We start from the raw sequence: 20,581 nt of genomic DNA on the forward strand, positions 1-20,581 counted from the left end.
GGCGAGTGACCGCGGGGAGCGCGCGGCGAGCGGCCACAGCTGTCCTGGCGGCGTGGCTGGGCGCGCCGCCGGGACCACTGCGACTGCGCTCAGGTCTGGACGAGCGGCTGGTATTCCTCCGCCGTCAGCCCGAACGTCCATGCGACGCCCTCCCGCGCCGTCCGTGTGCGGGGTGGGACCCGCAACCAGTAGATCCGGCTGGTGCCGTCGGGCTCGGGTGTCGAGTTGACCACCTCGACCATCACCAGGGGCTCGTCGCCGGGCAGGTCGAGCCACCACAGCGTGCCGGTCTCGTCGGCGCCCATCTTGCGGGCGCCGGCCTCGCGCAGATAACGCTCGTAGCCGAAGTGCTCCAGCATCACCCGGCGGATCTCGGCGTTCTCCTCGGCGCGGATGCGCGACAGGGTCAGCGCGGGCAGCTCGGCGGCCAGTGCCGGCGGGATCGGCATGCCCCGCCAGGCCCACAGGCCGTATCCGTCGGGGAACTCCATGGCCGCGCCCTCGCCGCGGTGCAGACGCCCCACGTTGTCGCGGGCCAGCCGGACCGGACGCTCGGTGAGCACGGCGGCCTCGGCGTGCGCCCACCACCAGCCGGTGGCGCGGGCCACCGCGGCGAGCCCGGTCAGCCCGCCCGTCAGGCCGGCCGCCGGAGCCAGCCGACCGGCGGCCTCGAAGGTGCACAGCCACGCGGCGTCATGCTGGCCGTAGATCGCGTCCAGCAGCGGGAGCCGGGCTCCCGGCAGCTCCGCGGCGAGGTCCTCGCCCAGGCGCTGCCGCAGGCGGCCGGCGATCAGATCCATGACGAGGCCCCACGACCGCCGCCCGGCCGCCGCGCTGAGCTGCGCCCACCCCTCGGTCCCGAGGGCCGACGCGGCCGCCTGGCGTGCGGCCGCCCACGGCTGCGTCCGCACCTGCCGGCGCACCGACGGCCCGGCGGTGTCGCCCGGCCGCCAGCCCTGCGCGCGCAGCACGCCGGCGACGTCGGCCACCCAGCCGGGCGCCTCGGGACCGGGATCGAAGCCGGACATCAACGCCACCGCCACCGCACCGGCGCGCGGCGAGCCGAGCCAATGGATCCGCGCGGGCTCCGGCAACCCGGCCAGCCGGTAGGCGGCGCGGACCCCCTCCTCCGCGGCCGTGCGCGCGGCAGGCCCGGTCTCCACCGCGGCGGCGAGCCACTGGTCCTCGACGGCCGCGGCCATCGCCTCCTGCGCGTGTGTCAGCTGCACGGGACTCCCCCTCAATCCGCGACCGGCCGGACGGCGCCCGGAAGGTATTCCCGCTGGCGCACCACCCGGTAGAGGCCCGCGGGCAGCGAGATCGGCCCGTGCTCCTCATGGGTGACCCGGCCGTGCTGCGGCACGTCCACGAACATCCGCTCCGGGTCGTCGAGGTCGGCGAGCAGTCGCAGGCCGGGACCACCGACCACGTGCGCGTGCCCGGTCGCCTCGCCGCGCGCCAGCACCATCCGGCCGCGCCGGTCGCGGGGCACCGGCCCACAGGCCGGCACCGTGGCCGGCTCGACTTCGATGATCAGCACATCGCCCTGCCGGAACATCAGGCCTCCCCCGGAGCTCTTCTCTTCTCGCCGGCGGACGTTACTCATGGGGTACGACATTTAAGCTGTCGCCGTGATCCAGGCCGTGATCGTTGACGTCGATGACACCCTGTGCCTCACCGAGGCCGCCTCCTTCGAGCTGGAGAACGAGGTGCTCGCCCGGCTGGGCCGCCCGCCCATGCCCCGCGAGCTGCACCTCGCCACCTGGGGTGAGGTGCTGCTGGACGCCATGCCGCACCGCTCCCCCGGTGTCGATCTGGACCGTTTCGCGAAGCTCTTCCCGGTCCTGCATCAGCAATATCTGGCCGACGGCCGCCTCGACGTCATCCCGCCGGAGAACCTCCAGGCCCTCGACACCCTGGTCGACAACGGTCACACGATCTTTCTGCTGACCTCCCGGGCGGAGGAGGAGATCCGGCACATGCTGGCCTCCGACCACGTGCTTGCCGGCCGCGTCACCGGCGCCTACCACCAGGGCAACACCCGCTTCCGCAAGCCGGACCCGCGCGCCTTCGACGAACTCCTCGCCGAGACCGGCTTCCGGCCGGAGCAGTGCGTCTATGTGGGCGACTCGCCGGGCGACGCGATCGCCGCGGGCGGCGCCGGCATCCGCTTCATCGCCTGCCTGCAGAGCGGCGTCCGCCGCCTGGACGACTTCGACCAGCGGTTCGTCACGGCCGCGATCGAGACGTTCCCCGAGGTGGTTGCCGCGATCGCCGCCATCGACGATCCTTCGGACCCCGCGGATGTACGGGTGAGCGCAAGCTCTTCATGAGCCCCGCCCGAGCGACAGCTCCATGAGCACGTGGAGCGACCCGCGGCCGTGACCGCGCGGAGCGGCAGCCGCCAGATGAGCACGTGGAGCAAAACCCCGCGGCCGTGAACGCACGGAGCGGCAGCCGCCAGATGCCGGCGGCCGCCAGATGCCGGCGGCGGGACGGGGCCGGGTCGTGGGACGGGGCCGGGTCGTGGGACGCCAGGGGGTGAGGGTGACCCCGCAGGTCAGCCCGCCGGCCGCCGGACGGTCCGGACCGGCGACCGCGTCGCGCTGATGCCCGGGGACTCGTCGTAGGCGTACCGAATCGGGATCTGGCTCGTGGGTCGCGCAGAATGAGCGGATGCGCGCCGCCCGGCTGATCAATCTCGTCCTGCTGCTGCAGGCGCGCGGCACGCTGACCGCCGCCGAGATCGCCGCCGAGCTGGAGATCTCGGAGCGGACCGTCTATCGGGACGTGCTGGCGCTGTCCGAGGCCGGTGTCCCGGTCTATGCCGAGCAGGGGCGGTCCGGGGGCTACCGGCTGGTCGGCGGCTACCGCACCCGGCTGACCGGGCTGAGCCGCAGCGAGGCGGAGGCGCTGTTCCTGGCGGGGCTGCCGGGGCCGGCCCGGGACATGGGGCTCGGCGAGCCGGTCCGGGCGGTGCGGCGCAAGGTGCTCGCCGCGCTGCCGCCGGGGCTGCGGGAGGCGTCCGAGCGCGCCGGGCAGCGGTTCCATCTGGACGCGCCGGGGTGGTTCGGCGACACCGAGCCGCCGCCGCTGCTGGCGGAGCTGGCGCCGGCGGTGTGGCAGGACCGCACGCTGACCATGACTTACCGGCGCCGGGAGGATGTCGTCCGGACCGTCGACCCGTACGGTCTCGTGCTCAAGAACGGGGTGTGGTACCTGGTCGGCAGGGTGGGCTCCGCGGCGCGCACCTATCGGGTGGACCGCATCGTCGCGGTGGAGCCGACCGGTGACACGTTCGTGCGTGACCCGGATTTCGACCTGCCGGCGTTCTGGGCGGAACGGGCCGCCGAGTTCCTCCGGCAGATGCTCCACGAGACGATCACGGTGCGGCTCAGCGCGGACGGGATGCGGATGCTGCGTCACGTGGTGGAGCCGCCGGCCCTGCAGGAGGCGGTCTCCGCCGCCTCGGAGCCGGAGGCGGACGGATGGGTGCGCACCCGTCTGCCGGTCGAGTCCCTGGACGTGGCGTACTCCTACGTCCTGCGTCTCGGGCCGGAGGCCGAGGTCGTGGAGCCACCGGCACTGCGCGACCGGCTCGCGGCGGCCGCGCAGCGTCTCAGCGGCCTCTACCGGTAACCGGTCACGTCGGCCGGCTTCTGCGGGTCCTGCACCTCGACGAGATAACGCCAGGCGTCCGGCCGGCTCCCGTCGAGGTCGGTGAAGCCGTAGACCTGGGCCAGTTCGCCGCTGGAGACCGACTTGCCGGTCCAGCGGGCCCGGTCCGGGTCGGCGGCCAGCGCCACCACCGCACGGCCGACGAACGCCGGCGACTCGGAGATCGCGAAGTGCGGCTCCTTGGCGGTGGCGTCCCGCCAGTTCTCCTCGGTGACACCGAAGCCCTCCAGCATCATCTCCGAGCGCAGCCATCCAGGAGTCAGCGCGACGGCGGTGCCGCCGTGCTCGGCCAGTTCCTTCGCCCAGACGAACGCCAGCCGGTTCACCGACCACTTGGCCAGGTCGTAGAAGACCGAGAGCCGGTAGTTGACAGCGTTGTACCCGGTCGTCCCGTCACCGATCTCCAGAACCAGGCCGCCCGGCCGCCGGATCAGCAGTGGCAACGCGTGGTGGCTGGTGATGATGTGGGTGTCCACTGCCTGGCGGAGCAGCTTCTGGCCGGCCTCGATGCTCTGCTCCCAGACCGGTTTGTTCCAGGTGGTCAGGGGGTCGCCGCCCCAGACGTCGTTGACCAGCACGTCCAGCCGGCCCTGCTCGGCGTCGATCCGGTCAACCAGGGCCTTGACCTGCGCCGGGTCCAGGTGGTCGACGGCGACTCCGATGCCGGTGCCGCCGGCCGCGGTGACCAGCTCGGCGGTCTCCTCGATCGTCTCCGGGCGGTCCATTTCGGAGCGGCGGGCCCGGGTGCTGCGCCCGGTGGCGTAGACGGTTGCCCCGGCCGCCCCGAGCTGGACCGCGATCTGCCGCCCGGCGCCGCGCGTGGCCCCTGCTACGAGGGCCACCTTTCCGGTGAGTGGTTGAGTCATGCCCCGATGGTGTCGGCGATACCTGACAACCGGTGTCCGGTTTCCCACCCGGAGGACATTGACCGTCATCCATGGTGTTCGTTATGGTGCCGTCACCACAGCACCGGACGCGCCACACGGGGGTAGGCATGTCCATCGCAGGGCGCTTCTTCGCGCGCTTCGCCGTCCTCATCATCTCGGGCACTGCCGCGTTCGCCGGCGTGCACGCCGCACCGGCCGCGGCTTCGGAAGAGGCCACCGCCGCACCGGCCGACCGGTTGCCCGCCGCGGCACCGGGTCCGTACCGGCTGCTGCCCGCCGCGGCACCGGAGCCGTACCGGCTGGTGCACGACGCGGCCGGGCAACTGGTCGGCGCGGTGGACCCGGCCGGCGACACCGCGGCACACGACTACGACAAGGCCGGCAACCTGCTGGCCGTCCGCCGCCATCCGTCCGCCGATCTGAGCGTGCTCAGCGTCATCCCGCTCAAGGCCGGCCGTGGCGCCGAGATCACGGTGCACGGCACCGGCTTCCGCGACGGCGACACCGTCACCATCGACGGCGTCGACGCCCCGGTCGTCCGGTCCGAGGCCACCTCACACGTGGTGACCGTGCCGGCCGGCACCGGCGGCGGCACCGTGCGGGTGCACCGGGCCGACGGGACCACGGCTGCCGGCGCCGCATTCACCGTCGACACCGAGGCCGTCCGGCCGGTCATTACCGGCCTGAGCACGTCGCAGGGCGCGCCCGGCAGCACGCTGACCATCTCGGGCACGGGTTTCGCACCGGCGATCGCCGACAACACCGTCGTCGTCAACCGCACCCGTGCCCGGGTCACTGCGGCGAGCCCGACCAGCCTGACCGTGACCGTGCCGGACGCGGTGGTCTCCGGGCGGGTCTCCGTGCGCACGCCGCGCGGCCTCGCCACCTCGGAGGGCGACTTCATCGTGCCGCCACCGAAGGTGACCGCCGACGTCATGGTCGACGGCGGCCGGATCGCGGTCGGTGGCGCCGGCGCCACCGTGGCCATCCCCAGCGGCAGGACCGCGGTGCTGCGCTTCGACGCCACCGCCGGGCGCAAGCTGAGCCTCTCCTTCAGCGGCAACACGGCCGGGGCAAGCAAGATCTCGTTGCACACGCCGTTCGCGCAGAGCTACGCCCGCACCCAGTTCGACCGGCCGCAGCAACTCAACTCCAACGACAGCTTCGCCCTTGCGGCGGCGCCCACCACGGGCACGTACTCGGTGGAGGTCAACCCGGACGGCACCGCGGCCGGTTCGATCACGGTGACCGTGTCCGAGCAGGTCCTCGGCGCGCTCGACCCGGCCGGGGCCGGCACGCCGCTGACACTGGCGCGCACCGGCCAGCACGCCGCGCTGACCTTCCCGGCCGGGGAGAACCAGCGCTTCAGCTTCGCGTTCGCCAACTGGACGTTCGCCAGTTCGGCCTACGCGGTGGTCCGGCTCTACACGCCGTACGGCACCGAGCATCTGCGCTGGACGCTGTTCGACAAGAACGGGATCGGCACCTTCACCACGCCGTGGCCGGGCACCTGGCGGTTCGTCGTCGGCACCCGCGACCTCACCACCGGCTCGGCGACCATGTGGCTGTCGTCGCAGGTCGACGGCGGTGCCATCGGGGTCGGCGGCAACGCCGTGGCGGTCACCGTCGCCCGGCCCGGTCAGGCCACCCGGTTGTCCTTCGACGGCACCGCCGGGCAGCGTCTCAGCCTCGGCTTCACCGGGATCACCGGCCTGACCTACCCGGGCGTGACGCTGGTCGACCCGAACGGCAGCGAGACCGCAGTGGCGACCGGTGAGACCTCCACACTGCCGGCGCTGACCAGCACCGGACGCTGGACGGTGGTGCTCTCCGCGCCGGTCACCGGCGGTTTTTCCGCCTGGTTGTCCGCGGAGATCGACCTCGGCGCGCCGGCACGGGGCAGCCCGGTGCCGGTCAGCCTCGCGCGGCCCGGGCAGAACGTCCGGTTCCGCCTCGACGGCGACACCGGGCAGCGGCTCAGCATCGGGTTCGGCGACAAGACGCTGAACGCATACCTGCTGACCCAGGTCACCCGGCCGGACGGCAACAGCCTCGCCCGGGCGTACGCGTTCGACAACCTCGACCTGCCCGCGCTGCCGGCCACCGGCTCGTACCAGGTGGTGCTGAGCCCGGACCGGGCCACGACCGGCAACTTCTCCCTGGTGATCTCGGCCGAGCAGGACGCCGGCGTGGTCACCGACAGCGGTGCCGCCGCCCACCTGATCTTCGGCGCGCCAGGTCAGAACGCCCGCATCCGGTTCGAGGGCACCGCCGGGCAGAAGGTCAGTCTCGGCTTCACCGGCGCCACCGCCGGGCTCGACTTCGCCTATGCCACCGTGCTCAAGCCGGACGGCACGCAGCTCGGCTCGGCGTCGGCCATGTCCACCCTGGACGACAAAGACCTCGGTGCGTTGCCCTCGACCGGCACCTACCAGGTGGTGTTCGACCCCTACCAGGCCAGGACCGGCTCGCTCGACGTCACCCTGAGCACCGAGGTCGACGGCGGCCGGCTGACCCTTGGCGGGCCGGGCATCCCGGTCGCGATCAGCCGGCCGGGCCAGGACGCGCGGCTGATCCTGCCGGGCACCACCGGGCAGACGACCCGGCTGGCCTTCAGTGGCATCACGCTCACCAACACCTGGGTCTCGGTACGCGTGCTGGCGCCCACCGGCAGCACGTTCGTCTTCGACCGGCTGCGTAGCGAGGGCCAGACGATCGACGTGCCGGCGTTCACCACCACCGGCGACTTCGTGGTGGTGCTCGACCCGTACAACGCGGGCGTCGGCAGCGTGACGACCACCGCGACCACGCGGACCGCGGTGGCGAAGCAGTCCGGCGGAGACCCGGCGCCGCGGCAGGTGAGCCCGCCCGACGCCGACGCCGACCTGTGCCCGTCGTCCGTGCCGCGCCGGCTTCCCTCGCCGGCGCCACGGCCGGGGGCGCCGGCCCGCGGCTGGGCGACGTGCAAGCCCGCCGCCAAGGAGCCCACGGTCGCCGCCGCGCCCCAGGCGCCACCCGCGGTCGATCAGGGCGGCTGGCGGCCGGGCGCGCGCCAATTCTCCGGCCTCGGCTGGACCACCGGGTACGGCCCCGCGCCGGCGCCCAGCGGCCTGGCCTCCGCACCCAACGGCGTCACCGCGCTGGCCGGGCAGATCCGCGCGGTCGACGGTGACCCGGTCGGCAACGTGGCGGTGAACGTCGGCGAGGTCCGGGGGCGCACCGACGCCGACGGCCGGTTCCTGTTGAGCGGCGTGGCCCCGGGCCACCGGGTGCTCCACGTCGACGGCCGCACCGCGAGCACCCGCGCGGCCACCTACGGCGTCTTCGACATCGGCGTCGACGTGGGCGCCGGCCGCACGCTGGCGCTGCCCTACACGATCTGGATGCAGCCGCTCGACCCGACCGCGTCGGTACAGGTGAGCAGCCCGACCACTCGCAAGACCGTGCTGACCACCAAGGCCATCCCCGGCCTGGAGGTGCACATCCCGGCCGGCACGATCATCCGGGACGGCGACGGCAAGGTCACCCGCACCCTCAACCTGACCGCGATCCCGGTCGACCGGCCGCCGTTCCCGCTGCCGCCGTCGAACGTGCCGGTCTATTTCACCATCCAGCCCGGCGGCGCCACCGTCTTCCCCGAGGGGGTGCAGCTGGTCTACCCGAACTACACCGGCCAGGCGCCCGGCACCCGGATGAACTTCTGGTCCTACGACCCGGAGGGCGCCGGCTGGCACGTCTACGGCCACGGCACGGTCACCCGCGACGGCAAGCAGGTCCGGCCGGACGCGGACACCAAGGTCTACCGGTTCACCGGCGCGATGACCGTGGTGCCCGGGTACAACCCGCCGGGCCGCGCGCCGGCAGCCGGCAACGGCGCCAGCGGCGGCGACCCGGTCGATCTGGCCACCGGGCTGATGGTCGACCGGACCACCGACCTGGCCGTCGACGACACCGTCCCGCTGCAGCTCACCCGCACCTATCAGCAGGGCGACGCCGAGACCCGGGCCTTCGGCATCGGCATGAACATCAACTACAACATCTACCCGTGGTCGGCCGAGATGCTCGGTTACGAGGAGGCCGACCTGGTCCTCGAGGACGGCGCCCGGATCCACTTCCGCCGGATCAGCCCCGGCAGCGGACCGGCCAGCTACGAGAGCGCGATCTTCCAGGCCGACCCGACCGCGACCATCTATCACGGCGCCACGCTGGCCTGGAACGGCAACGGCTGGGACGTCACCCTGGCCGACGGCACGGTCATGCAGATCGGCGACGAGGCGCCGCTGCAGGCCATCCGCGACCGGTACGGCAACACGACCACCCTGACCCGCGCGCCGATGCCCCCGGATGCCGCCGGCACCACCCGGCTCAGCGGCCGGATCACCCAGATCACCTCGCCGAACGGCAAGTGGATCAAGCTGAGCTACGACGCCCAGCAGCGGGTCACCCGGGCCGAGGACAACCTGGGCCGGGGGGTCGACTACCGGTACACCACCGACGGATACCTGTGGACGGTCACCAACCCGGCGGGCGGCGTGACCACCTACACGTGGGAGGCCGGCAAGCTCAAGAGCATCCGTGACCCGCGCGGGATCGCCTACAACACCAACACCTACGACGCCGCCGGCCGGGTGGAGACGCAGACCGACGGCACCGGCGCGATCTGGCGCTTCGCGTACACCACCGGGACCGACGGCAAGATCGTCGAGACTCGGCTGACCGATCCGCGCGACCACGTCCGCCGGGTCACCTTCGACGCCGGTGGGCAGACGGTCACCGACACGTACGCGTTCGGCACCGCCAAGGCGCAGACCACCACCAACGAGCGCCAGGCGGGCAGCCCGCTGGTACGCGCGAGCACCGACGCGCTGGGGCGGCGCACCGAATTCCAGTACGACGCCTACGGCAACGTCACGGTCGCCACCGAGCTGGCCGGCACCGACGACGCGCGGGTCACCCGGTTCACCTATGACGGGCCGTTCCACCAGCTCGACACGGTGACGAACCCGCTGGGCAAGGTCACCCGCTTCGAGTACGACCCGCGCGGCACGCTGGCCAGGAAGATCGACCCGACCGGCCGCGCCGAGTCGTACACCAGCAACGACGCCGGCCAGCGGCTGACCACCACGGACAACCTCGGCCACGTCACCACGACCACCTACGAGCTGGGCGAGCCGGCCACGGTGACCGACGCCGAAGGCAGGGTCACCCGCACGGGACTGGACGCGCTGGGCCGCGTGGTCCGCGTCGAGGCGCCCGGCGGAGCGACCGCCACCACGGCGTACGACCTGCTCGGCCGGGTCACCGCCGAGACCGACCCGCTGGGCCGGACGGTCGGTTACACCTACGACGAGAACGGCAACCGCCGGACCGTCAAGGACGCCCGGGACAAGGTCACCACCTTCACCTACGACAACGCCGATCGCGTCAAGACGGTCACCGACCCGCTGTCCGAGGTGGAGACCTACGACTACGACGGCCTCGGCAACGCGATCAGGTACACCGCCCGGTCCGGCAAGGTCACCACCACCGAGTTCGACGAGCTGAACCGGGCCACGGTCACCCGGTACGGCGTGTCCGGCGGCACCGCCCAGAGCACGGTGACCCGGGTCTACGACGCCGGCGACCGGCTGCGATCGGTCACCGACGGCACGGCCGTCACCACCATCACGCCGGACAGCCTGGACCGAACCCGCACCGTCACCCAGCCCGGCGGCGAGGTCGGCTACGACTACGACAGCGCCGACCGGTTGACCACGATGCGGGCCGGCGGACAGGCGCCGCTGACCTACAGCTACGACGACGCGGACCGGCTCACCGGCGTGGAGCAGGCCGGCAAGGTGCTCACGGCGGTCGTCCACGACGAGGTGGGTCGCCCCTCCGACGTGCGGCGCGGCGACTACCACCAGGACTACAGCTACGACCGGACCGGCGAGATCACCACGATCGGCTACCGGCACGGCGAGCGGATCCTCGGTTACCTCAACTACGGGTACGACGACGCCGACGGGCAACGCACCTCGCTGGGCGGGACGTTCGCCAGGCTCGACGTGCCGGATGCGTTCGGGCCGGCCGCCTACGACGACGCCGACCAGCTCAGGACGCTCGGCGGGCGCACGCTCAGCTACGACAACGACGGCAACCTCACCAGTGACGGCACCCGCTCCTACACCTGGAACGCGCGCGGCGAGCTGACCGGGATCACCGGCGGCGGCATCACCGCGTCGTTCGGCTACGACGGGGAGGGAAAGCGCACCACCGCCACGGTCGGCGGCACCGCCCGCGGCTACCTCTACGACGGTCCCAACCCGGTCCGTGAGACGGCCGGCGGCTCCGGAACCAACCTGCTCGCCGACGGCACCGACGGCTTCCAGGTGCGCCTCGCCGACGGCGGAGCCACCACCACCTTCCTCACCGACGCGCTGAACAGCGTCGTCGCGCTCGGCGACGAGTCGGGGCTGGTGGCGCAGTATTCGTACGAGCCGTTCGGCGCGGCCTCGGCCGAGGGTGACGACGCCGGCAACACTCTCGAGTTCACCGGCCGGGAGAACGACGGCACCGGGCTCACCTACCACCGCGCCCGCTACTACAGCCCGGACCTGCACCGGTTCATCAGCCGGGACCCGCTCGGCCTCGAATCGGGGCAGATCAACCAGTACGCCTACGTCGGCAACGACCCGGCCACCCTGGTCGACCCGTCCGGCCTCGCCTCCAAGAACCCCGGCATCACCGCCACCCGGGGCAAGCCGAGGGCGGTGCCGAACGCCGACAAGCCGGGATACAAGTTCCAGCGGCACATCACCGGCAAGAACCACGAGGAGACGTGGTACCTCAGCAACGGCCGCACGGTCCAGGTCGACGGCCGCCGGGCCGGCTGGATCCTCGAACCGAAGTGGACCAACCAGCCGAACGCCTGGAGCAAGTCGCAGTACAACCCGAGCCACAAGCACTACGACGAGGCCAAGATCCTCGACCAGGCCACCCGCCTGCTGCAGCTCAACCAGGCGGTCGGGGGCAAGGGCGTGATCTATGTGGTCTCGAACCAGCAGGCGGCGGCGGCGTTCCGCGCCCTGTTCCAGACGCACTACAGGGAATTCGTGACCAACGGTACGCTCCGGGTGACCGTACATTCCGGAAGGGGAATGTAAACCCATGGAAAATCTTGACGTGGCCGGGGCCGCCGGCGAACTGGCCGCGATCCCGTGGACCTGGACGGCCGGCGGTGACGACGCGGCGCTGGCGGCGGCCGGCTGGCAGCTCATCGAGGCCAAGGGCGATCGGCGCAGCTTCCGGCGGGGCGAGCTCGAGCTGGACTCCTACCGGACCGGCGACAAGGTGGACCAGTACGAGGTGACCATCGACCTGACCTGGCCGGATCCGGACGACCGGACCCAGGAGGAGCTCGACCGGGAGTACGCCGTCCGCTGGCAGCGGGCGGCCGCCGCCGCGGCGACCGTCCTCGGCGAACCGGCATTCAGCGGGGGGTACGGCACCGCGGGCTTCCCGGAGGAACAGGACGCCATGTGGGCGAGCGTGTGGGCGCTGCCGGGCGACGGCTGGATCATGGTCACGCAGACGCACGAGGATCCGGACCTGCCCTACCGGATCACCCTGGTATGCGCTCCGACCCGGTAAGCGTCAGCCGCCGGGCGCTGCTCGGCGGCAGCGTCGCCCTCGGGCTGGCAGGTTGCACCACCGCACCGCCCGCGCCCGCGACTTCGCCGTCCACGGCTCCCCGGGTCAGGCCGCCGCACCAGCCGGGCATCGTGACGCCGCCGCCGGCCGCCGCCGAGTTCCGGTCCTACGACGTCGCCGCGGCGGACCGGGACGGGCTGGTGACCCTTTTGCGGGCGCTGGGGTCGGTCCCGGTGCCGTCCACCGCGACTGTGACTGTCTCCGTCGGCGCGTCCCTCTTCGACGACCGGTTCGGCCTGGCCCACCGGCGCCCGGCCCGGCTCACCGCGATGCCGGAGTTCCCCGGCGATGTGCCCGACCCCCGCAGCACCGGCGGCGACCTGCTGCTCCAGGTCTGCGCGGACCGGCCGGAGGCGGCCCGCCGGCTGGTTGCCGCGCTGGCCACGGCCGGTGGCCCGGCGCTGCGCCCGCGGTGGAGCATGCCCGGCGTACGCCACCAGAACGGCTTCACCGCTGACGGCCGCCCCACCGACCGCAACCTCTTCGGCTTTCGCGACGGCGCCGGCAACCCCGATCCGGCCGACGCCGCGCTCATGGACGACCTGGTCTGGGTGTGGCCCGGCGCCGGCGAGCCGGCCTGGGCGACCGGCGGCAGCTACCAGGTGGTCCGCCTGATCCGCCTCGCGATGGAGCTGTGGGACGCCGAGACCGTGCATCAACAGGAGGCGGTGTTCGGTCGCCGGAAGGTCGACGGCGCACCGCTCGACGGCACCCGCGAGATCGACGAGCCGCGCTACGCCGCCGATCCGAACGGCCTGGCTGTCGGCCTGGACGCGCACATCCGCCGCGCCAACCCGCGCACACCCGAGACGGCCCGGAACAGGGTCCTGCGCCGGGGGTACGCCTACGACGCCGGGCGGGACCAGGCCGGCATCCGCGACCAAGGCATGATCTTCGTCTGCTTCCAGCAGGACGTGGAGCGCGGCTTCGCCACCATTCAGCGCCGGCTCACCGGCGAGGCACTGGCCCGCTACGTCCTTCCGTTCGGCGGCGGCTATTTCTTCGCGCTGCCCGGGTCGGACGGCGACTTCCCAGGCCGCACGCTCACGGCGTAACGGCGTTCCCCCGCAGCGCCCCGGCGGCGAACCGGATCGGCATCGTCGAGGAGTTCCGCCGCCACGCTGCTCAAAATTCTCGGCGGCACGTCCGGATCCGGATGGTCGTCCCGGACCAGGCACCAGAACTCGTGGTCGCTGCACAGATCCGCGGCGTCCTTCTCCCGGTGCACCCGGAATCCCAGACCCTCGAACCGTGAGGCGAGTTCGCGCCGGGAAGCCGGCGACCGGCGGTACACGTTGCCGAGGATCACGCCGCCGGGCCTCAGAATGCGCCGCATGGTCGCCAGGTGGGTTCGGGTCAGGCGGAAATGGAAGACGAACGCGCTGACGATGACGTCCTGACTCGCATCGCCGATCGCGGCGAGGTCGCCGTCCGCCGGGCACCAGCGATCGGCCGGCGAGCGGTTCCGGTTGTAGCCGATCACCGCCGGGTCGATGTCCACCCCGATGTACCGGCGCGCGTCGAGCAGGTCCCGCATCGGGTGGTAGCCGCACCCCCACTCGAGCACGTCATGAGCGCCGCTCCGGTTCACCGTGCGCGCGAACGCGGTGCGCAGCCGCAGGTTCACCGCACTGACACCGTCGCGATCGAGGAGCGGACGGCGCACCGCGTTGAGGACCTGGATCTTCTTCCAGTCGAGTTTCTCGCACGGACGATCCAGATAGATGGAGTCCATGAAACGCGACAGCCGCTTGCCGTCGACGACGACCCGGCGCGGAGCAGTCGCGTTCGGCTCGGACGTCAGGTACACCCCCGACCCGCGGCCGACCTGACGGCCGCTCACCGCCGACGCTGCATCAACCTTCGCGGGCACCGCGCCAGCGTAGTGCACATCACGGGGCGGCAAGGCCGGGACACGGCATCACTCGCCCGGTTGGGGTGGCCACCGCCGCTCGATCGGATCGAGGTAACGGCGCAGATGGCCCTCGCGTTTCAGCGACCGGAGCAGGAAGTCCATGTGCCCGCCGACCTCGCGGGCCCGCCGGCGTGACGTGCAACTGGCGGCCAGCGAGGTGCACAACTGGTCGGCGGCGTCGTATTCCCCGGCGAGGACGCAGTTCGCCCAGAGGATGAGGTCGGACCAGATGGATTTCACCGGGCTCCGCTGTTCCTGCGCGTGCAGCCGGTAGACGGCGGCGCTGCAGTCGTTGCGGGCGCGTTCCTCCGCACCCTGGCGGGCTCGCAACAATGCCAGATAGAACGGGGTCACCACGGAGTTGGGCTCCAGGGCGGCGGCACGCTCGTGGGAGCGCAGGGACGCCACGATCTCGCCGCCGTCACGCTGGACTATCCCCAGGCAGTTCCAGTTGTGGTGGTTGCCGGGCCCGACCTTCGTCGCCTCCTGCGCGTACCGCAGGGCCTGCCCGGGGTCGCTGTATCTGTACACCCAGGCGAGCCCTCTCTCCGGATCCCCGGAATGCTCGCCCAGGGCCTTCATCTCGTGGAACCGGTCGGGGGCAGCCACGTCGTCACCGGCGTTCGTCAGGGCTCTGCCCAGGCGGTACAGAACCCTGGCGTTCTTCGGGTCCAGGAGGACCGCTCGCCCGAGGTAGTCCACGGCCCGCAGATATTCGCCGGCGCGATAGGCCAGCTCTCCCTGGTTGAACAGGTACGACACTTCCACCAGGGAATTCATCCGGCCGTCGATGCCGGCCACCTCGGTGCGCAGCTGCTGCAGGAGCTGATTGGCGTCCTGCAGGATCTTCTTCGTCTGGTCGCCGACCTCCTGACCGGCCCGCCGGATGTTCCTGATCTCACGAAGCCCGAACACGCCGGCCAGCAACAGGAACGCGGTGAACACCGTCAGGAGAAAACTGAAGCCGGCGAGAACGAATCCCGACCACGTCACGATGGTGCTCGCCACCTGACCCGGATCTGCGGCGGGCGACGGTGACATGACGATAAGTATGGATTAGTTCGACAAGGAGTACCAGCGACGCCCGAACCGGCTCAGACGGGCATCGGTTCCAGCACGATGACGTCGGTCGGCGTGGAGCGTTTCTCCGCATGTCCCGCCAGGTTCTTGTCGAACTCACCCCAGCGCGCCCACAACCGCTCGCGCTCGTCGCCGGCGGCCACGCGCGCCCGCACCATCCGCGAGCCCCGCCGGAACTCGACCTTCGCGGTGGGGTCGGCCCGCAGATTCAGCTGCCAGGCCGGCACGCCCTCGCCCCACCCGTTCATCGACATCAGCACGAGGCCGGCGTCGTCCTCGAAATAGGCCAGGATCACGCTGCGCGGCTGCCCGCTGCGACGGCCGGTGGTGGTGAGCCGGAGCGCTCCCCACCGGTCCGGCCGTGGCGGCCACAGCCCTCTGCGGCCACCGGTCACACGGAACAGGGCACGGTGAACAGCCCAGGCGGAACGGATGAACCAACGCGGTGGCACCTTCGGCATGCGTCGACTGTGCGGGACGGCGGCTGTGAAGACGCTGAGCGCCCCGGCGTCAGCTCATCAACCGGGCCATGTGCTCCGGCGCGAAGAACTCCACCGGCGACGTCACCCCGGAGTTGAGCCGCGCGAACGCGTCCATCTTGGCCTGGTTGCCGGCGATCGCGGAGACCAGCGCGACCATCTGCGGGTCCGGCGGCTGCAGCGAGGCGATGCCCAGCGTCATCTGATATTGCGGCATCGCGCGGGTGTCGCGGCGCTGCTGGTAACCGGCCAGGGCGTCGGCGTACGCGACACCGCCGCCCAGGGTCTGGTCCAGCGCGAACGCCAGGTTCTCGGCGTCGAGGAACGCGTCGGTGATGCCCTGCGCGGTGATGAAGTCCCGGCTGTACCCGGCGTCGCCGACCAGCGCCCAGCCCGGGCCGAACGGCACCCGGAAGTAGTTGGGGACCGAGGTGCCGGCCAGCCGGGTCTCCCGCTTCGCGCCCTTGATCCGCGCGGCGAACTCGGGCGAGAGCTCGAAGGTCCGCAGCAGCTCGGTCTCGACGTCGTTGCGGTGGGTGGCCATCTCCGCGTGCGGCCAGCCGCCGATCACCAGCGTGAGGTCGTCGTTGGTGGGGCACACCGCCCAGCCCCGGCCCGGCCGGCTGTACGCCTCGAACGTGTCGGTCGGCAGGTCGCTCCAGTACGCGTAGTAGCCGACCGTGAGCGCCGGCTGATCCTCGTAGACCCCCGGGTCGACGGCCTTGGCGACCACCGAGTTGCGGCCGTCGGCGCCGACCACCACGGGCGCCCGGTCGATGAACGACACGCCGCTGCGGTCGTGGCCGCGGATCCCGCTCACCTTGCCGTCGGAGAGCACCACCTCGTCGACCGTGTAGTCCTCGCGCACCTCGGCACCGGCGGCCGCGGCGGCGTCCACCAGGATCTTGTCGAGCAGAGTGCGGCGGGGCGCGTAGGCGTACGGCGCCTCGGCGGTGCCCGGCGCCCCGGCCACCGTGACCGGGCCGAAGTCGAACGAGTACCGCCCCACCGGCGGGCAGCCGGTCGCGGCGATCTCGTCGAGCAGCCCCCAGCGTTGCAGCGCGGCGGCGCCCGGCGGGTGGATGACGTGGGTGGAGACCGTGTCGCTGGGGAACGTCGCCCGGTCCACCAGAAGGGTGCGGTAGCCACGGCGGGCCAGGAGCATCGCGAGCGGCGAACCGGCGCAGCGCGCCCCCACCACGACGACGTCGTATGTCGGATCCGTCACACGGCCATATTGGACGATCTCCGCCGCTGTGTCGATGCCCCGCCCGCCGCATTCGGCCTCAGCCCTCCGCCCGGCAGAAGACGTACCGGCCCGACCGGCCGTTCTCCCGGGGCTCGCCGAGGCCCGCATCCCGCAGCCCACCGAGCACCCGCGCCGGCAGGTCACCCACGAGCTGCGGATGCCGGCGACCAGCCCGGTGCCCCGGAGGCAGCCCGGCGATGTCCACGATGTGCACCTCCCCGCCCGGGCGCAGCACCCGCCGGATCTCCCGGAACGCCCGCGCCGACTCCGCCGCGTCGAGGTGGTGCAGCATCAGCGAGGAAAGCACCCGATCGAGGCCGGCGTCCGGGACCGGCAGGCGGCCCGCGTACGCCCGCTCGAACGAGATCTCGGCACCGGCCCGCCGAGCCTTGCGCCGGGCGCGGCGCAGCCCGCTCTCATCCGGATCAATACCTTGCAGGTGTACGCCCTCCGTGCGCCGTGCGAGCGCCAGCAGCAGGTTGCCCGTGCCGCAGCCGATCTCCAGCACCCGGTGGCCGGGCCGCACCCCGGCGCGGTCGAGCAGCTGCGCATGCAGCCGTGGCACACCCCAGAGACGGGTCAGCGGGTCGTAGAGGAATCCCAGCCAGTGTTGGCCCATGGCCGGTAGATAGGACTGTCCTTGGGTCATACCATCAGCCTCATGCCCGCCCGCACGAGCGACAATGGCCGATCTGTGGCCGCGATGGGACGATCCTCGGCTGTCGCCACGTTCGACCGGTCGCCCGGCGCGCCGCCGGTCGGCGCCGCCCGGCTGCCCCGGGCACCGCACGTCGAGGAACGCGCCCATGCCCACGACTTCTTGGTGCTCTTCTACGCGCGGCGGGCCGCCGGGGAGTTCCAGCTCGACGGCCGGACGTGGACCGTCGGCGACGGCGACCTGTTCGTGGTGGCGCCCGGCCAGATGGTGTCCTTCCCGCAGCGGCACGACGTGGTCGTCGACGACGGCTGGGTGGTCTGGTTCCCGGCGGACGTGGTCCGGGCCGTCGACGCGTACCCGTCCTGGCGTACACACCCCCTGCTGTTCCCGTTCGCCCGCGGCGCCGACCGGGCGCAGCGCCTGCGGATCCCGCCGGCCGGGCGAGCGGCCTGGGACCTGAGTTTCGGCGCGCTGGAGTCCGAGCTGCGGGAGCGGCGCGACGGCTACCGGGAGGCCGCCCTCGCCCACCTCACCCTGCTGCTGGTGGAGGTGTCCCGGCTGACCGCGGACGTCGCCGGCGCGCTCCGCTCGTCCGACGAGCCGCTGCTGGCCGAGGTCTTCGACGTGATCGAACGACGCTTCGCCGAGCCGATCTCGCTCGCCGACGTGGCCGCCGACCTCGCACTCTCCCCCGGTCATCTGACTACCGTGGTACGCCGCCGGACCGGCCGGACCGTGCAGCAGTGGCTCACCCAGCGCCGCCTTCAGCAGGCGCGTCGTCTGCTGACCGAGACCGACCTGACGGTGGGGGCGATCGCCCGCCGGGTCGGCTATCCCGACCCGGGCTATTTCATCCGCCGCTTTCGCACCGAACACGGCGTGACGCCGGCCCGGTGGCGCCTCAGCGCTTGATCCCTTGAGCGGCGGGCCGCACCGCTTCACCTCAGCGGTTCAGCAGCGCCCGGACGCCCTCCTGGTATCCCTCCCGGCTGGTCTGCGGATACAGCAGCCGCTGGAGGATGTATCCCTGGATCATGCCCAGCATCGCCGCGCCGACCTGCTCGGGATCGGCTCCGGGCATCTCGCCGGCCGCCTGCAGCCGGCGCGCCACCTCGGTCCCGAGCTCGCGGAACTCCTTGATCGCACGACTGGCGCGGGCGGCCACCACGGGGTTGCGCAGCGCCTCGGACCACACCTGCACCGCGATCCGGCTGAGGTCGACACCCATGTCCGGGTTGTGGATGAGCCGCTCGTAGACCGTGTCGATCATCGTGGTCACCAGCTCGGCCGGCGTCGGCACGTTGCCGTCCGCGAGAAGCCTGTCGAAGACCTCGCCGGCGGTGGACGTCGCGAGGTCGGCGACCGAGATGATCAGCTCTTCCTTGCTGCGGAAGTACCGGTAGACGGCACCGGCCGACAGCCCCGACTCGGTGATGATGTCCACCATCGACGTGGCGTGGAAGCCGTTGGCCGCGAACAGCCGCGCCGCGGCGGTCAGGATCTCCGCACGCCGGCCGGCCAGGTACTCGTCGCTCACTCGTGGCATGGAACCGACAGTAAAGCGAACGCTCGTTCTTGACAACCGGCGACACCCGGGTGCACGCTGATAAAGCGAACAGTCGTTCTTTTAAATCTCCGAAGGAGTCCACATGTCCACCAGCACCGACACGTCGGCGCCGTCGTCCTGGCCGGTGGTCGCCGGGACGGTCGCGCTGCTCACCGTGATCATCAGCGTTCTGCTGACCGCCTTCGCCTGGCCGTCCGTGCGGTCGTCCATCCACGACGTCCCGATCGCCGTCGCCGGCCCGGCCCCCGCCGTCGCCCAGGTCACCGCCGCGCTCGACCAGCGCCTCCCCGGCGGTTTCCAGGTGACCGCCGTCCCCGACACCGCAGCCGCCGAATCCCTGATCCGCGACCGCGAGGCTTACGGCGCGATCGACCTCACCGCCGGCGCCCCGCAGGTCCTCACCGCCTCGGCGGGCAGCCCCGCCGTTGCCCAGGCCCTCCAGGGCATCGCCACCGCCCTCGCCCGGCCCGGCGCCACCGCCCAGCCCTCGGCCGGCACCACGAACCCCACCGCTCAGAACCCCACCGCTCAGCCGCCCGCCGGTGACGCAGCGCCTGCCGTCCTGGTCCGTGACGTGGTCGCGCTGCCCGCTGACGATCCGCGCGGGGCCGGCCTCACGGCGGGCGCCCTCCCGCTGGTTCTCGGCGGCATGCTCGCCGCCGTCTTCCTCACCAACCGGGTCCGCGGCATCGCCCGCCGCGTCGTCGGCGCGCTCGCCTTCGCCGTCACCGGTGGCCTCGCGATGGCCGCGATCCTGCAGTTCTGGCTCGGCTCGCTCGACGGCTCCTACCTGGCGAATTCCGGCGCCGTCGCCCTCACCATCGCCGCCACCTCGCTCACCCTGCTCGGCCTGGAGTCCCTGTTCGGCCTCCCCGGCTTCGGTCTCGGCGCCGCCACGATGATGCTGCTCGGCAACCCGCTCTCCGGCACCGCCACCGCCCCGCAGATGCTCCCCGGCTGGTCCGGCGAACTCGGCCAGCTCCTCCCGCCCGGCGCCGGCGCCTCCTTGCTGCGCTCCACCGCCTTCTTCGACGGCAGGGGCGCCACGCACGCCCTGATCGTCCTCGCCGCGTGGCTCCTGTTCGGCCTGGCCCTCACCCTGGCCGGCGCCCTGAAGGCACGCCGCACCCGAACCGCCACCCACCGCACCGCCGAGTCCGGCGCCCCCGCCGAACCCGGCGCTCCTGACGGATCCACCGCCACCGCCGAGGCCGGCACTCCCACCGAGTCCGCCACCACCCCGTCGGCAACGCGAACGGCCGTCTGACCTCGGCTACCTCCCGCGGCCGGTCCCCGAAGGGGTCCGTACCAAGATCGGTGTTTTCGGCTTTCGGTTAGTAGGTTTCGGCGGCCGGCCAGCGGTCACCGAAGGTGAT

16 protein-coding genes are annotated in these 20,581 nt (G+C 72.3%); 7 read left to right on the forward strand and 9 right to left on the reverse strand.

Annotated elements, in window-relative coordinates; genetic code table 11:
- Nucleotides 1–89 precede the first annotated feature (89 nt).
- Complete coding sequence (locus AC0NH5_RS26825; protein ID WP_474408888.1) at nucleotides 90–1,229, reverse strand: DUF6745 domain-containing protein; 1,140 nt, start codon at nucleotides 1,227–1,229, stop codon at nucleotides 90–92.
- A gap of 11 nt (nucleotides 1,230–1,240) precedes the next feature.
- On the reverse strand, nucleotides 1,241–1,558 hold the full coding sequence (locus AC0NH5_RS26830; protein ID WP_474408891.1) for a hypothetical protein: 318 nt from the start codon (nucleotides 1,556–1,558) through the stop codon (nucleotides 1,241–1,243).
- A 73-nt stretch (nucleotides 1,559–1,631) separates the two neighbouring features.
- Between AC0NH5_RS26830 and AC0NH5_RS26835 the strand changes: the two genes are divergently transcribed.
- Complete coding sequence (locus AC0NH5_RS26835; RefSeq protein ID WP_474408893.1) at nucleotides 1,632–2,333, forward strand: HAD family hydrolase; 702 nt, start codon at nucleotides 1,632–1,634, stop codon at nucleotides 2,331–2,333.
- 343 nt (nucleotides 2,334–2,676) lie between these two features.
- Entirely contained in the window at nucleotides 2,677–3,639 is a 963-nt protein-coding gene (locus AC0NH5_RS26840; protein WP_474408896.1) for a helix-turn-helix transcriptional regulator, read from the forward strand.
- Here AC0NH5_RS26840 and AC0NH5_RS26845 read toward each other — a convergent pair.
- Entirely contained in the window at nucleotides 3,630–4,544 is a 915-nt protein-coding gene (locus AC0NH5_RS26845) for an SDR family oxidoreductase (protein WP_474408899.1), read from the reverse strand. The two genes, AC0NH5_RS26840 and AC0NH5_RS26845, sit on opposite strands and share 10 nt — an antisense overlap.
- A gap of 128 nt (nucleotides 4,545–4,672) precedes the next feature.
- Between AC0NH5_RS26845 and AC0NH5_RS26850 the strand changes: the two genes are divergently transcribed.
- Genes AC0NH5_RS26850 through AC0NH5_RS26860 form a run of 3 tightly spaced genes read left to right on the forward strand, consistent with a single transcriptional unit; the run spans nucleotide 4,673 to nucleotide 13,312 of the window.
- The gene (locus tag AC0NH5_RS26850; protein WP_474408902.1) at nucleotides 4,673–11,710 is read left to right on the forward strand and encodes an RHS repeat-associated core domain-containing protein; all 7,038 of its coding nucleotides are present in this window, start codon (nucleotides 4,673–4,675) and stop codon (nucleotides 11,708–11,710) included.
- 4 nt (nucleotides 11,711–11,714) lie between these two features.
- Nucleotides 11,715–12,197 carry a hypothetical protein gene (locus tag AC0NH5_RS26855; RefSeq protein WP_474408905.1) on the forward strand — a complete coding sequence of 161 codons (483 nt, stop codon included), beginning with the start codon at nucleotides 11,715–11,717 and terminating at the stop codon, nucleotides 12,195–12,197.
- Nucleotides 12,179–13,312 (forward strand): Dyp-type peroxidase, encoded by a 1,134-nt coding sequence (locus tag AC0NH5_RS26860; RefSeq protein WP_474408908.1) that lies wholly within the window; start codon nucleotides 12,179–12,181, stop codon nucleotides 13,310–13,312. Before AC0NH5_RS26855 ends, AC0NH5_RS26860 begins: the two co-directional genes overlap by 19 nt.
- Here the strand turns inward: AC0NH5_RS26860 and AC0NH5_RS26865 are convergent.
- From AC0NH5_RS26865 to AC0NH5_RS26885, 5 genes are read right to left on the reverse strand one after another with little or no spacing between them, the layout of a single operon-like run.
- The gene (locus AC0NH5_RS26865; RefSeq protein WP_474408911.1) at nucleotides 13,252–14,130 is read right to left on the reverse strand and encodes a class I SAM-dependent methyltransferase; all 879 of its coding nucleotides are present in this window, start codon (nucleotides 14,128–14,130) and stop codon (nucleotides 13,252–13,254) included. The genes AC0NH5_RS26860 and AC0NH5_RS26865 overlap by 61 nt on opposite strands.
- Nucleotides 14,131–14,178: 48 nt before the next feature.
- Nucleotides 14,179–15,213: a tetratricopeptide repeat protein gene (locus AC0NH5_RS26870; protein WP_474408913.1), complete on the reverse strand. Its 1,035-nt coding sequence runs from the start codon at nucleotides 15,211–15,213 to the stop codon at nucleotides 14,179–14,181.
- A gap of 53 nt (nucleotides 15,214–15,266) precedes the next feature.
- A complete protein-coding gene (locus AC0NH5_RS26875) occupies nucleotides 15,267–15,713 on the reverse strand; it encodes a nitroreductase family deazaflavin-dependent oxidoreductase (RefSeq protein ID WP_474408916.1) in 447 nt (148 codons plus the stop codon).
- Between the two features lie 49 nt (nucleotides 15,714–15,762).
- The gene (locus AC0NH5_RS26880; RefSeq protein ID WP_474408919.1) at nucleotides 15,763–16,959 is read right to left on the reverse strand and encodes an NAD(P)/FAD-dependent oxidoreductase; all 1,197 of its coding nucleotides are present in this window, start codon (nucleotides 16,957–16,959) and stop codon (nucleotides 15,763–15,765) included.
- Between the two features lie 58 nt (nucleotides 16,960–17,017).
- Nucleotides 17,018–17,629: a class I SAM-dependent methyltransferase gene (locus AC0NH5_RS26885; protein WP_474408922.1), complete on the reverse strand. Its 612-nt coding sequence runs from the start codon at nucleotides 17,627–17,629 to the stop codon at nucleotides 17,018–17,020.
- A gap of 54 nt (nucleotides 17,630–17,683) precedes the next feature.
- Between AC0NH5_RS26885 and AC0NH5_RS26890 the strand changes: the two genes are divergently transcribed.
- Entirely contained in the window at nucleotides 17,684–18,550 is an 867-nt protein-coding gene (locus AC0NH5_RS26890) for a helix-turn-helix transcriptional regulator (RefSeq protein ID WP_474408949.1), read from the forward strand.
- A gap of 31 nt (nucleotides 18,551–18,581) precedes the next feature.
- On the opposite strand, the gene AC0NH5_RS26895 is transcribed toward AC0NH5_RS26890, so the two are convergent.
- Entirely contained in the window at nucleotides 18,582–19,184 is a 603-nt protein-coding gene (locus tag AC0NH5_RS26895) for a TetR/AcrR family transcriptional regulator (RefSeq protein WP_474408925.1), read from the reverse strand.
- A 103-nt stretch (nucleotides 19,185–19,287) separates the two neighbouring features.
- On the opposite strand from AC0NH5_RS26895, the gene AC0NH5_RS26900 reads away from it, so the two are divergent.
- On the forward strand, nucleotides 19,288–20,472 hold the full coding sequence (locus AC0NH5_RS26900) for a hypothetical protein (RefSeq protein ID WP_474408928.1): 1,185 nt from the start codon (nucleotides 19,288–19,290) through the stop codon (nucleotides 20,470–20,472).
- Nucleotides 20,473–20,581 lie beyond the last annotated feature (109 nt).

It is taken from the genome of Actinoplanes sp. 13 (genome assembly GCF_056134165.1).